The sequence below is a fragment of the Schaedlerella sp. genome (assembly GCF_056796775.1).
This window is the reverse complement of sequence record NZ_JBQIKP010000075.1, coordinates 1-14544: the sequence shown is the minus strand read 5'-3', so window position 1 is coordinate 14544 and position 14544 is coordinate 1. Positions and strand designations below refer to the sequence as shown.

Annotated in this window: 12 protein-coding genes and 1 pseudogene; 7 read left to right on the top strand and 6 right to left on the bottom strand. The window is 49.3% G+C overall.

Annotated elements, in window-relative coordinates:
* Positions 1-203 precede the first annotated feature (203 nt).
* The 3 genes from tsf to ACTOY7_RS20455 all read right to left on the bottom strand — a co-directional run bounded on the left by tsf (position 204) and on the right by ACTOY7_RS20455 (position 3431).
* Positions 204-1124 carry a translation elongation factor Ts gene (tsf, locus tag ACTOY7_RS20465; protein WP_300885588.1) on the bottom strand — a complete coding sequence of 307 codons (921 nt, stop codon included), beginning with the start codon at positions 1122-1124 and terminating at the stop codon, positions 204-206.
* Between the two features lie 15 nt (positions 1125-1139).
* Positions 1140-1880, bottom strand: coding sequence for a 30S ribosomal protein S2 (gene rpsB / locus ACTOY7_RS20460; protein WP_160283408.1), 741 nt, complete (start codon positions 1878-1880; stop codon positions 1140-1142).
* Between the two features lie 336 nt (positions 1881-2216).
* Complete coding sequence (locus ACTOY7_RS20455) at positions 2217-3431, bottom strand: coiled-coil domain-containing protein (protein WP_300885586.1); 1215 nt, start codon at positions 3429-3431, stop codon at positions 2217-2219.
* A gap of 387 nt (positions 3432-3818) precedes the next feature.
* On the opposite strand from ACTOY7_RS20455, the gene ACTOY7_RS20450 reads away from it, so the two are divergent.
* The 3 genes from ACTOY7_RS20450 (at position 3819) to ACTOY7_RS20440 (ending at position 7257) form a co-directional block, all read left to right on the top strand.
* The gene (locus ACTOY7_RS20450; protein ID WP_482671577.1) at positions 3819-4550 is read left to right on the top strand and encodes an SDR family NAD(P)-dependent oxidoreductase; all 732 of its coding nucleotides are present in this window, start codon (positions 3819-3821) and stop codon (positions 4548-4550) included.
* Positions 4551-4622: 72 nt separating this feature from the next.
* The gene (gene arcC / locus ACTOY7_RS20445) at positions 4623-5552 is read left to right on the top strand and encodes a carbamate kinase (RefSeq protein ID WP_160283411.1); all 930 of its coding nucleotides are present in this window, start codon (positions 4623-4625) and stop codon (positions 5550-5552) included.
* Positions 5553-5904: 352 nt separating this feature from the next.
* On the top strand, positions 5905-7257 hold the full coding sequence (locus ACTOY7_RS20440) for a hemerythrin domain-containing protein (RefSeq protein ID WP_482671578.1): 1353 nt from the start codon (positions 5905-5907) through the stop codon (positions 7255-7257).
* 297 nt (positions 7258-7554) lie between these two features.
* Here ACTOY7_RS20440 and ACTOY7_RS20435 read toward each other — a convergent pair whose 3' ends face one another.
* Positions 7555-8577, bottom strand: a complete 1023-nt coding sequence (locus tag ACTOY7_RS20435) for a DUF2804 domain-containing protein (RefSeq protein ID WP_160283413.1) — start codon at positions 8575-8577, stop codon at positions 7555-7557.
* Between the two features lie 217 nt (positions 8578-8794).
* Here ACTOY7_RS20435 and trhA point away from each other — a divergent pair, with 217 nt between their 5' ends.
* Positions 8795-9451, top strand: coding sequence for a PAQR family membrane homeostasis protein TrhA (trhA, locus tag ACTOY7_RS20430; protein ID WP_160283414.1), 657 nt, complete (start codon positions 8795-8797; stop codon positions 9449-9451).
* Positions 9452-9706: 255 nt separating this feature from the next.
* Here trhA and ACTOY7_RS20425 read toward each other — a convergent pair whose 3' ends face one another.
* Positions 9707-10321, bottom strand: coding sequence for a nucleotidyl transferase family protein (locus tag ACTOY7_RS20425; RefSeq protein ID WP_300885582.1), 615 nt, complete (start codon positions 10319-10321; stop codon positions 9707-9709).
* Positions 10322-10520: 199 nt separating this feature from the next.
* On the opposite strand from ACTOY7_RS20425, the gene ACTOY7_RS20420 reads away from it, so the two are divergent.
* The 3 genes from ACTOY7_RS20420 (at position 10521) to ACTOY7_RS20410 (ending at position 13584) form a co-directional block, all read left to right on the top strand.
* On the top strand, positions 10521-11027 hold the full coding sequence (locus tag ACTOY7_RS20420) for a hypothetical protein (RefSeq protein ID WP_482671579.1): 507 nt from the start codon (positions 10521-10523) through the stop codon (positions 11025-11027).
* 195 nt (positions 11028-11222) lie between these two features.
* A complete protein-coding gene (locus ACTOY7_RS20415) occupies positions 11223-12701 on the top strand; it encodes a 4Fe-4S dicluster domain-containing protein (RefSeq protein ID WP_160283417.1) in 1479 nt (492 codons plus the stop codon).
* 154 nt (positions 12702-12855) lie between these two features.
* Complete coding sequence (locus ACTOY7_RS20410; RefSeq protein WP_482671580.1) at positions 12856-13584, top strand: DUF4253 domain-containing protein; 729 nt, start codon at positions 12856-12858, stop codon at positions 13582-13584.
* A gap of 37 nt (positions 13585-13621) precedes the next feature.
* Here ACTOY7_RS20410 and ACTOY7_RS20405 read toward each other — a convergent pair.
* Positions 13622-14449: pseudogene (locus tag ACTOY7_RS20405) on the bottom strand (transposase); the annotation flags it as partial.
* Positions 14450-14544 lie beyond the last annotated feature (95 nt).

Sequence of the window (14544 nt, the reverse complement as noted above, 5' to 3'; positions counted from 1 at the left end):
CAAGACTCGCTTGGTGCGGTATAGCTTGTACCTTACACCGTAGGACTTTCACCCACCGAATTCCAAGCCCTTAGCTGGGCGCACCCTATAGAATAAAAAAGAACCCGCAGTCTCACGAACAACTGCGGATCCGCATTCTACTTTTCTACAGCTCCTTAGCAGACAGATCTGCGATCTGCCGCTTCCGGAACATTGCATGCTGATTACATTCCAGCCTGTGCCGCAACCTCTGCCGCAAAGTCGTCCACTTTCTTTTCCAGACCTTCGCCTGTCTCGAAACGGATGAACTTCTTCACGGTTACGTTTGCATTGTTTTCCTTTGCGACCTTGTCCACGTATTTTGCAACCGTCAGATCGCTGTCCTGAACATATACCTGGTCTAACAGGCAGATCTCCTTCAATTCCTTATTCAAACGGCCGATGATCATCTTTTCGATGATGTTGTCCGGCTTCTCCGGATTCTCTTTCTTCGCCTGCGCCAAAAGGATCTCCTTCTCGTGATCCATGTATTCCTGGGAAACCTCTGCGCGGGATACATACTTCGGATACATCGCCGCAACCTGCATTGCCACATTCTTTAAGCATGTCTTGATCTCATCGTTTACAACGTCCGTATCTGCCACTACCAGTACACCGATACGTCCGCCGCCGTGGATATAGGATACCACACAGCCGTCTGCCTGAACCTTCTCAAATCTTCTGATATTCAGGTTTTCTCCGATCACCGCAATCTTCTCGACCAGGGCTTCCTTCACAGTCTTGCTGGTATCTTCCTTCCATGCCTCTGCCATGAACGCGTCAATATCTGCCGCGTTTGTCTCTACAGCCTGAGCGGCCACTGCCTCTACAAATGCCTGGAAATCTGCATTTTTAGCGACAAAGTCTGTCTCAGAATTTACTTCCACGATCGCCGCAACCTTATCATCCTTCACAACGGTACGTACAATTCCTTCCGCGGCAATCCTTCCTGCCTTCTTCTCAGCCTTTGCCTGTCCGTTCTTTCTCAGGTATTCGATTGCAGCATCAATATCTCCATTTGTTTCTGTAAGAGCCTTCTTGCAGTCCATCATGCCCGCGCCTGTCATCTCTCTTAACTCTTTCACCAAGCCTGCTGTAATTGCCATGTTTTTTTCCTCCATCTATTCTTCTACGTATTCGTCCGCAGCTTCTTCCGCTTCCTCATAGTACTCCTCTGCAGCACCCTGATTTGCTTCGATGACCGCATCCGCCATCTTGGAAACGATCAGCTTGACTGCACGGATCGCGTCGTCATTACCCGGGATAACATAATCCAGTTCTTCCGGATCACAGTTCGTATCACAGATTCCGATCAGCGGGATACCCAGGGTATGTGCTTCCTGAACACAGATTCTCTCCTTCTTCGGGTCAACGATGAAGATTGCGTCTGGAACTCTCTTCATTTCCTTGATACCGCCCAGATTCTTCTCAAGCTTGCTCCATTCCTTTTTCAATTCAATGACTTCCTTCTTCGGCAGTACGTCAAAGGTTCCGTCCTCTTCCATTCTCTCGATATCCTTCAGTCTCTGGATACGGCTCTGGATCGTTTTGAAGTTGGTCAGCATGCCTCCCAGCCATCTCTCATTCACATAGAACATACCGCAGCGCTCTGCTTCTGTGCGGATCGCGTCCTGAGCCTGCTTCTTGGTTCCTACAAACAGAACGGTACCGCCGTCTGCCACGATATCAGCCACTGCCTGGTAAGCCTCGTCAACCATGCCCACAGACTTCTGCAGATCGATGATGTAGATGCCGTTCCTCTCTGTGTAAATGTACGGAGCCATCTTAGGATTCCATCTTCTTGTCTGATGTCCAAAATGTACACCTGCCTCTAAAAGCTGCTTCATTGAAATAACGCTCATGTTTCTTTCCTCCATCTGGTTTTAGTCTTCCGTATGCTTCCTTTTTTCCGAAACCGGCCCGCTCAGGTTAAAAAGTGTACATCCTGACGCAGACTTAGGCACCTGCGGAAAACCCGCATACGTGTTTTTTGCAACGGTAGTAGTATAGCACAGAACCCCGCACAGCGCAAGGATTTTTGTAGACGGATTTTAAAAAACCCCTGTCCGCATATGCGGCGCAGGGGTTCCTTCTCTTTTGTCTTTTATAAATCTTTTGCTGCTTATAAAATCTTTTGTTTCTTAATCAATCTTTCGTGCCTGATCAATCTTTTGTATCTATATGATGAGAATTCCTCTTTAGTAGCGTACATAGATCATGCCAGCCTGTACAGGGCCGACAACTACACCAACGCCCTCTGTTGCCGCATGGATCATCTGGCCTCCACCGATATAAATCCCGCAGTGTCCTGCGTTGACACATACATCGCCGGGCTGCGGATCTGACACCTGCGGCCATGCGAGGAATGTATATGTAGTACCCAAACGGGAATAACTGCCTGTCAGACAATAGCTTACAAAACCGGAACAATCAAAGGATCCCGGAGAGCAGGCTCCCCATACATATTCCGCATTCCCGACCCAGCCATACGCGCGATCCACAATGGAGTTGCCCGTAAAGACATCATAGCTTGGCTCCGGGGTGGGAGTCGTCGTATCCTCTTCAGGAGTATCTGTCGCGTTGTCTGTGTTCTCTTCCCCTGTTGTATTCTCTCCCGGTGTATTGGAATCTGTATTCCCCTCTGCCGGAGTATCCGGAGTCGATGTAACCGTGGGCTGCGCCACAGTCGGCTGCTGGGTACGCGCTGAAGCTGTACGTGCCCGCTCTGCCGCTTCTGCCGCCCGTGCAGCGGCCGCTGCTTCCTCCGCCGCGCGGATACGGGCTGCTTCCGCCTCCTGAGCCGCAATCCGGATCATCTCGTCCAGGTTATCAACCTCCTCACGCTTGGATTCGATCGTAGTCTCCAGTTCTGAAGACTGAACCTGATATTCTGCCTCTATATTCTTCAGGGTAGTGGTTTCCTCTTCCAATGTAGCCTTCAGGTCTTCTACTTCAGTCACCGTCTGAGCGTATTCCTCAAGCTTATCCCTGTCATAGCTATGTACCTGCTCTACATATTCCCCCTGCTTCAATGCTTCTGCCATGCTTCCGGAGCTCATCACACGCTCAAGCGCAGAAACGTCTCCCTCTTCATACATATACTTGATACGAAGCTTCATATCTTCATACTGCTGCTGCTTCTTATCTTCCGCAACTGCCAGATCCTGCTTCGCCTGTACAAGCTCCTGACCTTTGACAATCAACTGCCCCTCCAGTTCATTCATCTTGATCATTAATGTATTCAGCTGCGTCTGCAAATCATTTACTTCACCTTCAACTGCTGCTTTCTGATTCTCCAGATTTGCCTGCTTCTCCTCTTCCGGTGAAGCACTTACAGGAAATGCCGGAGTGACAACCATGGAACAAGCCAACGCGATTGCCAGCAACAGACTGCGTACTCTTTTAAATTTCATCTTGTCACCTTTCCTTATTAATATTTAATTATTTATATGTCCCCACATATAAATATCATTATACAACATCAGTCATCCTTTTTCAATATTTTTTAAAAATTTTTGACAAAATGATTCCAACGTCATGATTTATTCTTAATGATACAGTCGTATTATAAAGTATATCCTCAAATTTTGCAATACCCTTTTAACATTTTTGTAATAATTCATCTAATTTTTATTCGGCTTCGAAACCGTTCCTTCCGTTCAGCCCTGAAAATGAATAAAAAACTGATAGCTATTTCTGTCAAACAGTGGTATGATAAGAATATGAAACACATTCGTTTCTTATAATAAGAAAAAGTGACGGCTGCCGAAGCATCTATGCAGGCAGTCCAGGGAGTCTATATGGGAAAACGATCCGTACTGATCACCGGCGCCTCTCGCGGCATCGGCCGGGCCTGTGCATTTCGCTTTGCGCGGGCCGGGTATTTTGTATTTATCAACTGCAGGCATTCTGTTACAGAATTATATAATATCAAGAGGCAGCTGCTTGCCTGCGGGCATTTGTGCGAAGCCGTACCGGGAGACGCGGGTGATCCTGCCGACACGGCACAGATTTTTTCCAGATTGCGTGAGATCTGTGACGGACCGGACGTTCTGGTGAACAATGCCGGGATCTCCTATGTCGGACTTCTGACTGATATGACGGACCAGGATTGGGAAGACATTCTGCATTCGAACCTCTCTTCCGCCTTTTACTGTTCCCGTGCCGCCCTCCCCTACATGATTTCCCAAAAAAGCGGGAAGATCATCAATATCTCTTCCATGTGGGGGAGGGTCGGCGCCTCCTGCGAAGCTGCATACTCCGCTTCCAAGGCCGGCCTCAACGGTCTGACCATGGCCCTGGCAAAGGAACTGGCCCCAAGCAATATTCAGGTCAATGCCATTGCCTGCGGAGTCATAGATACTGCCATGAATGCCGGATTCTCCGAAAAAGAGCGGCAGGCTTTGAGGGAACAGGTTCCGGCGGGACGATTCGGCACACCGGAGGAGACTGCGGAACTGGTCTATGACCTGGCTGAGAACCACCCCTATCTGACCGGGCAGATCATCGGACTGGACGGTGGAATGATATAAGCTCCTGTTCACACCCTGACCCGGTGTTCACAGGAACTGATATGAATATATGAAAGAACAGGGAGAACAACTATGAAGAAAAGAGCAGTCATCGCACTTGGGCACCGCGCTCTGGGCACTACGCTCCCCGAGCAGATGGTGGCCGTAAAGAAAACCGCAAAATCCATTGCCGATCTTCTGGAGGAAGGCTATCAGATCGCGATCACACACAGCAACGCCCCCCAGGTCGGCATGATCCATACCGCCATGAATGAATTCGGCAAGGCACATCCGGACTACACTGCCGCGCCCATGTCCGTATGCTCTGCCATGAGCCAGGGCTATATCGGATATGACCTCCAGAACGGCATCCGGGAAGAACTGCTGAACCGCGGCATTTACCGCACGGTCAGCACGATTTTGACCCAGGTCATCGTAGACCCCTATGACGAGGCATTTTATACGCCCACCAAGGTACTTGGACGGTATATGTCGGTCCAGGAAGCCAATGAGGAACGGAAGAAAGGCAATTATATCATCGAGGAGCCCGGCAAAGGCTTCCGGCGGGTCGTATCCGCCCCCAATCCGGTTGAGATCGTGGAGCTGGATGCCGTCAAAGCCCTTTTAGACGCGGATCAGCTGGTCATCGCCTGCGGCGGCGGCGGGATTCCGGTCATGAAGCAGGATAATCATTTGAGAGGCGCCAGCGCCGTCATCGAAAAGGATCTTGCAGCCGGCAAGCTTGCGGAAGGCGTGGGAGCCGACATTCTGATCATCCTGACAAGCGTGGAGCAGGTATGCATCAACTTTGGACAGGAGAATGAGACCAAGCTGGGAGAGATCACAGTCAGGGAAGCCAGAGAATACATGGAGCAGGGGCATTTCGGCATTTACAACATGTATCCGAAGTTTCGGGCTTCCGTGGAGTTCATTGAAAAGGGGGAGTGCCGCAGCGCGCTGATCACCTCTTTTGACAAAGTAAAAGACGGCATCCACGGAAAAGCCGGAACCATCATCCGATAACGCAGTCCTTACAGAAAACGGCATTTACTCAGGACAGAGCAAGGACGCTTTGTCCTATATTTTTTTGTTGTTATCTAGCAAAATGGTATAAAATCAAATTACCTTTTTCTGCATATATATGATATAGTAATATTTAGCGGTAAAGTCAAAGGTAACGTTACGATGTAACCGGAAAACCATGGAAACTGACTCCCCAAAGGGTGTGAACAGTAACCAGCCATAAACCATTTACTGTATTTATGAAATGTCATTCTTGACAGATATGATACTCAGTCAGGGGAGGAGAAGGGGGTTGCAGAAACAATGCGCAAAGAATGAAGCCTTGACTGCGGCAAAGGAGGATGATTTCATTATGGAAAATCAATTGGTATGGAAGGACGAGTTCAGTATCGGAGTGGACACGATCGATAAGGAACATAAGCGTCTTTTCAAGATCATCAACAAGCTCTTCTCATTCAGTGAGGAGGACAAAAAAAGCCAATGGGCATGCCAGGAGGGGATCAAGTTCTTCAAGGACCATGCGATGAAGCATTTTGCAGATGAAGAAGAATATATGGCATCCATTGATTACAAGGATATCCTGGTACACAAGCATATCCATGCCGGTTTTCGCAACAATACGCTTCCGGCATTGGAGGAGGAACTGGAGCGGTCGGATTATTCCCCGGATGCTGTTGCCCATTTTCTGGGAGTCTGCGCCGGCTGGCTGATCGGGCATACTCTGACGGAAGACCGCGCGATCAAGGGAGAAGACAGCAGCAAGTGGGGAAGTCTTTTGCCAAGCGATGAACTGAATGCCATGCAGAAGACGATCGTCCAGCTGATCTATGATATGTTTCAGCTGGAATCCAGCATGATCAGCGACGCGTACGGCGGAGAAAAGTTTGGAAAAGGGGTCTACTACCGTCTGGTCTACGGCACAAAGCAGGATGAAAAATGGGAGATCATACTGGTCTTTGAGGAAATGCTTCTGATCAATACTGTCGGAAAGGTACTGGGCCTTCAGACAAACAAACTGGATTCCATGCTGATCAATGCTGCCAGATATACGGCGCAGCAGTTTGTCGGACGGATCAGAGAGCATCTTCCGGATGCGGACCTGCAGGAAATGCAGGAAGAAAATCTCCTGACATATGAGCAGTTCCGCAAGGTATTTGAACGCCACAATCCCCAGGTCAGCCTGTTGTTTGATACCGGCGCCGGTTATTTCGCGTTTTGCGTCATTGCGCCCCACTTGCTCCAAAACGGCGTGGGAACCGCGATCAGCATGGATAATGCCATTTCCGAGATCGAAGAATACCTGACCCAGAGAGAGGCCAGCAAAGCGGAGGAAAAGCCAAAGATCCTGATCGTTGACGATTCCATGACGATCCGTCAGGGCATGAAGCAATTGTTGGAAGAGGACTATGAGATTGCCGTGGCCACATCCGGAGTCGCCGCGATACGCTCCATCACTCTGGACAGGCCGGATCTGGTTCTGCTGGATTACGAGATGCCGGTCTGCGACGGCAAGCAGGTATTGGAGATGATCCGTTCCGACGATTCGCTGGCCGAGCTTCCTGTTTTCTTCCTGACAGGCCGTGTGGATCCGGAAAGTGTAAAAAAAGTTATTCCTTTAAAGCCTGAAGGCTATTTGTCAAAATACTTAAAGCCTGAGGATATTAAAAGTAATATTGATAAATTCTTTGAGCGAAGGCAGGCTTAAAATTTTTCCACCTGTACGGTTGCAATCCGAAATATCGGTTTTATGCAACTTATTGCAATAAAACCGATATTTCGGATTAGCAACCTACGCATAAATGAGCAAAATGCGGCTGCATTAGCAGGCGCAAGAGTGCGATAGCACGGATTTTGCGAATGGATGCGTAGGTTGGATGCTCTTTAGATCATCCAACCGTACAGCTGGAAATTTTTCCAACTGTTTACGATTCCACGCAGCGGCCGGCAGCAGACTCTGTGTCAAATATACCGACTGCCGCGCGGAATCCGAAATTTTCGGTCATCAATACCGGTTATGCACGTCCTCCGCAAAGCACATCATATCCTTCACTTCGAGTACCCTGCCGTCATCCAGCACTGCCCTGCCGTTCATCCTGCCGAATACCTGATGCTGGTCCGTTTCGATGAGAACCGCAGCCGTTCGGGCAGCCCGGTCAAGAACCGGCTGAAACTCCATCTCGAATCTGCCGTCGCTGGAGGAAAATGTCCACGGCTTCATATAACTGTCCGCGGGAATGTGAAATTCCACGTCATCCAGCTTATGCCCTTTCCCGTCATAGAACAACATATTCTCCGATGCCGCCGAGGTATCACCGAACCCATATCCGATATTGAAGCCAAATGCTTTTTCACCGATCATCTGATTCCCGGAACCCCAGTACCACCGGTTGTCATAGGTCCACACGCCCCTGCCCCAGTCCAGCGTACCGAAGTCTGTTTCCCTGGAAAAGGCATAGGTCCTTCCGTCAAATCTCATGCTGCCGGATGCGGGCATGCAGTTGATCTTCTGATTGTAATAAAAGGCAGTCTTCTTTTCCTTCCACGGGGTCGCGATCACCATCGTATCCATATCCGGCTGCTCCAGCTGGATATCGCAGGAAAAATCCTTTCCCTGATAAAAATTCTTGAAACGACAGCGGATCTGGCGTTTTCCGTCTTTTATAAAGTAACCCATGTGGAGGCGGTTGTCCCGGTATACCACATCCCCTCTCTCTGAGGTCTCCGGCATATGGAATCTGCCCATGGGAAATGGATTGAGTATGGTCTCCGTGTGCTCCCAGCCCTCCTTAAAATTCAGCAGCGACACGGACTGCAGTCCGATGTAGCCGTCATCTGAGAGGGTGAATGCCCCGGCAAAGTCTTCATTTAATACGAGATAATAATCCCATTCCTTGATCCGGAACTTCGGTGCCCGGATCCTGTCTCTGGAATACGTCTGAACCAGCTTTCTGGACCAGCCCGGCTCCATAAGGCTTCCGTCTGAGTTCAGCAGCGGGTGTGCCTGTGTCACTTCATGGTTTCTCATTCATGTTTCCTCCTGTTCTGTACTGATTCGTATTCTGATATCTGTCGTAACAGTTTACTGACCAGCCAGCGAACTGTTACTATATGTAACCTCTAAATTGATAAAATGGTAATTTTTCTCTTGCTTTTTAGGAATAACCGGTGTAATATATGAATATAATCATATGTAGTATTCAAAACTACTTATCGTTTAATTATAAATTTAGGAGGCGGTTTTTATGACAAAACAACACATCAAAGATCCAGGAAGCGCAATCACCCATTTTATCGGCATGCTGATGGCGATCTTCGCCGCAGTCCCGCTTTTGATCCGTGCAGCTCACGAACCGGGACGGATCTACGTGATCTCTCTTGCCATCTATGCGGCGAGCCTGGTCTTATTATATGCGGCAAGTACAACCTACCATACCTTCGATCTGTCAGAAAAAATTAATACTGTTTTAAAGAAAATCGACCATATGATGATCTTCGTCCTGATCGCAGGCAGCTATACGCCGATCTGCCTTCTGGTGCTCAGAGGGCGGACCGGGCTGATCCTGCTTTCTCTTGTCTGGGGGATCGCCATCGTCGGGATCCTGATCAAGGCATTTTGGGTCTTCTGCCCCAAGTGGGTCTCTTCCATCCTGTATATCGGAATGGGCTGGACCTGCGTGCTGGCTTTTACACAGCTCTTAAATTCCATGAGTATGGCAGCTTTCGGATGGCTTCTGGCGGGCGGCATCATCTATACGATCGGAGGTGTGATCTATGCGCTGAAGCTTCCGATCTTCAACAGCAGGCATCAGAATTTCGGCAGTCATGAAATTTTCCATCTCTTCGTCATGGGTGGAAGCGCCTGCCATTTTGTAGTGATGTACGCGTATCTGCTTCCATAGGACCGATGCAGGACCTGGAATCTACATTTTAGGATTCCAGGCTTTTTGTTTTCTTTTTGGTTTCCGGAAACCAGCCGGTTACTGTTCACACGGAATCGTGCACCCTGCTGCACGGTGTCCGGCAAATAAAGTAACATTTGCCATAATATCCAGCCTCTCGCCGAAGGCGACTTAAAATAGGCTGGATACTGTTACTGGAGCACCCAAAGGGTGTGAACAGTAACACCAGCCGCACCGGGCCGGCTCAGATCCGGCCTATTGATTCGCAGACCGCTCCCGCGGCTTCTGGTTTTTCCACTCGGGATTGGAATACAGCCTTTCCAGTTCCTTGATCCGCTGATCAATCCCGCGCTTCCGGATATAGTCGCTTACCGTTTTCGGCACATACTGGAACCATTCCTTGTTCTCCGCCACCATCTTTCTAACATCATACCCTGTCGGTCCGCATTCCTCGCCCAGCCGCTGCCAGAGGATCTCCGTCTTCAGTCCCTGCCGCTGGACGGCCTGCGCCTTCTCTTCATCCCATTCCCGGCAGATGCTCAAGTAATACGTAGCATCCCTGGGCGCATACTGAGGAATCAGATCCGACTGCGTTACCGGAAACGGAATGATGTCAAACTCCTTGCGCCTGACCCCGAAGTCCAGCAGCGCCCCCTGGATCATCTCGTAGCGCTCCAGATAGGTCAGCGGATTGTCCCGCTTCGTGACCCCATGCCGATCCAACGACGAGGTTGCCGCAAAGGAAACGATATCTGCATGCGTGATCCCGATATACAGCTTATGGCAGCGCATCTTTGCCGCCAGGATATATTCCATATGCTTTAATGTAAAAATCTGAAATCTGCCAAAGGCTACCCCTGTTTCAACCATAATTATTTTCCTCTCTGATCTTTTCTGGTATTTACTCCACTTATCATAACAGATTCTGCGTTTTTTTCAAACTGTTTCAACCGTACAGGCAGAACTTTTTTATTACTTTTTTATTCCCGATTATTTTATAGACTTTGTACCATGATTGTGCTATACTTACAGAACCACGTAAACAGATTCCCTGAAAGGAGGCAGTAAAATGACCGACAGCCAAAAACTTGATCTCATTCTTTCCGAAATCTTAGGTGTCAAAGAAGATGTAGCTGGTCTCAAAGAGGATGTCACTGGTCTCAAAGAGGATGTCACTGGTCTCAAAGAGGATGTCGCTGTACTTAAAACCGATGTCGCTGGTCTTAAAGAGGATGTCGCTGTACTTAAAACCGATGTCGCTGATCTCAAAAAGGATGTCGCTGTACTTAAAACCGATGTCGCCGTACTTAAAACTGATGTCGCTGTACTCAAAGAGGACGTCTCTATCCTCAAGCAGAGAGTAACCGCCATTGAGGTGCATCTTGAAAACCAGACAGATAAGAACATACAGCTGATCGCCGAGAACTTTATCGAACTTACCAATAAGCTCAACCAGGCCATTCCGGTGGCCGACAAGAACCTTGCCTATGAAGTAAAGGTAAACTACCTCATCGAAAAAGTACAGTTTCTTGAAAAGGATTTTGAAAAATTTAAGTGTCAGATGGCGTACAGCTGAGATATGCCACGTGTTTTTTATTTTTTCCGCCTCGTCATTCCTTCGCAGTTTCAAAATATTTTCTGAAAAATCAACTAAAAAATCTTACTCCACTTCGTTCATCTATAGTATTGTTTCACCCAAAAAAATATGTTAAAATATAAACGCTTTTAAGGAAACATATCATAATTCACTACATAAGAAAGGAATCATAGTATGTTACACGAGAATAATACCATTGGAGAAGTAAAAGACGAAGTGCTCTACCAGGTTGCCAAAGCGGCCTTTGAGGGGAACCTGCACAAGATCGAGGCGACACTGCCCTACGAGATCCTGCCAGGGACCAAACCGAAGTTCCGCTGCTGCGTCCACAAGGAGCGAGAGATCGTCCGTGAACGGATCATGCTTGCCAAGAACATCAACCCGGCAGATGGCGAGCCCTGCCACAACACGGTCAAGATCCTCCCGTCAGCCTGCGAGAACTGCCCCATCACCCGTTTTTCCGTGACAGACAACTGCCAGAAGTGCATGGGCAAGAAGTGTATGCAGGCGTGCCGTTTCGGAGCCATCACCATGGCAAGGGACAAGGCATACATCAATCCGGAAAAATGTAAAGAATGCGGCCAGTGCTACGATGCATGTCCGTACAACGCGATTGTGGATATTATGCGCCCCTGCCGCCGCGCCTGCCCGGTAGACGCGATCCAGGCGGATGAGGACGGAAGGGTATGGATCGATGATGAGAAATGTATCCGCTGCGGTTCCTGTATCAGCAAATGCCCGTTCGGCGCGATTTCTGACAGCTCCCGTATGATCGAGGTCATTGACTACTTGAAGGGCGACCGTCCGGTATACGCGCTGGTAGCTCCTGCCGCTGAGGGACAGTTCGGCATGGATATCACCATGGAATCCATCCGCAAAGGAGCCAAGAAGATGGGATTCAAGGACATGGTAGACGTGGCGATCGGAGCGGATTTCGTATCTGATTCCGAAGCAAAGGAATGGGCGGAGGCACATGAGGCCGGCAAAAAGATGACCACCTCCTGCTGCCCGGCATTTGTGCACCTCATCCGGCGGCATTTCCCGGAGCTCTCTGACCACATCTCCACCACGGTATCCCCGATGGCCGCAACGGCAAGACTGGTCAAGGCCATGCATCCGGGTGCGGTATGCATCTTCATCGGACCATGTATCGCGAAGAAGAGCGAGGCCGGACAGGATCAGGACAAGGAAGGCGAAAACGCGGATCTTGTACTGACCTTTGAAGAGTTCCAGGCGATGCTCCGCGCAAAGAAGATCAAGCTGGAGCCAGTGACTCTGGAAGAGACTCAGAACGGAAGTATCCATGCCAAGAATTACTCCAATTCCGGCGGTGTGACCAGGGCGGTGAAGCAGGCTTATATCGAGCACGGCGGACAGAGCGGATTGAACGTACGCCAGTGCAACGGCGCGGCGGAATGCCGGAAAGCGCTCATGCTTTTGAAGGCCGGAAAGCTGCCGGAGGACTTTATCGAGGGAATGGCCTGCTTGGGCGGATGCGTAGCCGGCCCCGGCAATATCCAGGAAGAGCGGGCATTCAAGCGGGAGCGTGACAAGCAGCTGAAGAGGGCGGATGACCGTCTGGTTACGGATACTGTATCCGAATACAGCAAATACGAATTTTCCATGCACCGTCATCAGCAGACGGAAGCATAATATACTGAGCGCCAGGCAAATCTGCCGTGAGTATACATAAAAGAAGTGCTGAAAGCCGGACTGCAAAAATCAAGTCCGGCTTTTACTGTAAGGAGCCGGCCCGCTGCTTTACGGGAATCCATCATACGTAAATCAAAAAGGAGGGAATCACATCATGGAAGAATCAACAAAACGGATCGCAGAACGTTTTCAGTGCAGGTACACGGTCTTTAAGAAAGGAACCGCCCCGGAGCCGGTGGAGCAGGCCTACCGGAGGGCTCTGAAGGCCGGACGGATGGAAGGCTTTTATCCGACTATTTTCCTGTTGGACGAATATGCTGTGGAATGGCTGGAGGAGGTCGTATCCCAGGACTATGACAGAGACGAGATCATTGCCAATTGCGGGGACAATGGCAAGGAGATCCTGGAGGAACGCTATCAGGAATACATGGAGGATCTGGAGCTGGACGAGGAAGGCCAGGAGGATTTCATCGGAAATGAAACAGAAGGCGAAGTGCTGCATCATTTCATAGGCTACTGCTCCTTCTCCGACGGCAATCTGGAAGCGGACGTGCTGCTCTTAGAACTCCCGGTCCGTCATCCATGGGAGATCATCGGCTGCCTGCCCATGGGAGGATGGAACGAGTGCCCCGGGCCGGAAGAGATGATCTCCATCTGCAAATACTGGTATGAAAAATATCAGGCCATTCCGGCGGTCTTTACCCACGATGTGATGGAATTCTATGCACCCGCTGGACTCAACGGGGCGGACAGCCTGGAGGCTGCCAAAGAGCACTATGCCTTCTGCGTGGACCGGGTGGACCAGGGGATGCGGACCTATAAGCTGTCGGAACTGGCGGCAGGGCTGGAAGGGTCGGATGTGTGGTATTTCTGGTGGGATTAAGGTCTGAGAAGGGAACGTCCGTTATTTTTTATGGGGCTGTTGCACCAGTAAATGGAATCCATGTTGTGGTATCCGCTGGCTGTGGTCCCAGGGTCAGCCATGAAATATATTCACTGTCTACGCCATGCTGGAGATTATATCCGGCCTTGAGCTGTCCGTTCCCCATAGCGTCTTCTTTCATCCTCATAAAAGTCGCGTCATGGTCGGTTTTGGAATAACTGTTGCGTGTTCCGCAAATATGCAGCTTTTTCGTATATTCTTTCAGTTTTTTCAGATGTCCCTCCAAAGTCTCAATGCTTTTCTGCAGGATATCTTTTCGTTTCCCAGTGCCATGGACGAATTCAATTCCTTCTGATTCTTTCAATGCATACAGTTTCTTCCGCAGCTTTTTTACATGCTTCATTTTCACCTGGTTCTGATACACCACCTTGATCCCGTAAGTCTCCTCACAGAGTTCTACAAAGGCAGCCAGTTTCTCCAATAATTTTCCCAGGTTCTTACTGACCGCTTTCTTCCATACAAAAGTATATTTGTTGGCGCATGCTTCGATCTTTGTACCGTCTATGAAAATGGTTTCTCCGGACAATTCTCCCAGTTGATACAGGAACTGGGACACTTCTGCCATGATCGGCTCTGCGCAGGGACCGAAATGCAGGGTACGAAACCTGGCAATGGTGGAATAATGGGGTGCCTTTGCCCCTTCCAGAAGCCACATGAAATTAATATCCCGGAGACAGGCCGCGGCAATCTCCCGACTGGAATAGAGATGATTCATGTAACCATAAACCAAGATCTTGAGCAGTTGACGCGGTGTCGGTTCGTTTGCGTGCCCCTCCCGGCAGTAAGTCCGATATAAATCTCCTAACCCGGATAAACCGGAAAAGTTTTTTTGCATTTCCTCCAAATTTCAAGTACAATAAAGAAAAATATTGGAGGATGTGTTCATGTTACTTACGGATA

What these genes read in the sequence shown, in the direction of transcription:
- tsf (WP_300885588.1), bottom strand. Translation starts at nt 1,124, where the DNA reads ATGGCAATTACAGCAGGCTTGGTGAAAGAGTTAAGAGAGATGACAGGC.
- rpsB (WP_160283408.1), bottom strand. Translation starts at nt 1,880, where the DNA reads ATGAGCGTTATTTCAATGAAGCAGCTTTTAGAGGCAGGTGTACATTTT.
- ACTOY7_RS20455 (WP_300885586.1), bottom strand. Translation starts at nt 3,431, where the DNA reads ATGAAATTTAAAAGAGTACGCAGTCTGTTGCTGGCAATCGCGTTGGCT.
- ACTOY7_RS20450 (WP_482671577.1), top strand. Translation starts at nt 3,819, where the DNA reads ATGGGAAAACGATCCGTACTGATCACCGGCGCCTCTCGCGGCATCGGC.
- arcC (WP_160283411.1), top strand. Translation starts at nt 4,623, where the DNA reads ATGAAGAAAAGAGCAGTCATCGCACTTGGGCACCGCGCTCTGGGCACT.
- ACTOY7_RS20440 (WP_482671578.1), top strand. Translation starts at nt 5,905, where the DNA reads ATGGAAAATCAATTGGTATGGAAGGACGAGTTCAGTATCGGAGTGGAC.
- ACTOY7_RS20435 (WP_160283413.1), bottom strand. Translation starts at nt 8,577, where the DNA reads ATGAGAAACCATGAAGTGACACAGGCACACCCGCTGCTGAACTCAGAC.
- trhA (WP_160283414.1), top strand. Translation starts at nt 8,795, where the DNA reads ATGACAAAACAACACATCAAAGATCCAGGAAGCGCAATCACCCATTTT.
- ACTOY7_RS20425 (WP_300885582.1), bottom strand. Translation starts at nt 10,321, where the DNA reads ATGGTTGAAACAGGGGTAGCCTTTGGCAGATTTCAGATTTTTACATTA.
- ACTOY7_RS20420 (WP_482671579.1), top strand. Translation starts at nt 10,521, where the DNA reads ATGACCGACAGCCAAAAACTTGATCTCATTCTTTCCGAAATCTTAGGT.
- ACTOY7_RS20415 (WP_160283417.1), top strand. Translation starts at nt 11,223, where the DNA reads ATGTTACACGAGAATAATACCATTGGAGAAGTAAAAGACGAAGTGCTC.
- ACTOY7_RS20410 (WP_482671580.1), top strand. Translation starts at nt 12,856, where the DNA reads ATGGAAGAATCAACAAAACGGATCGCAGAACGTTTTCAGTGCAGGTAC.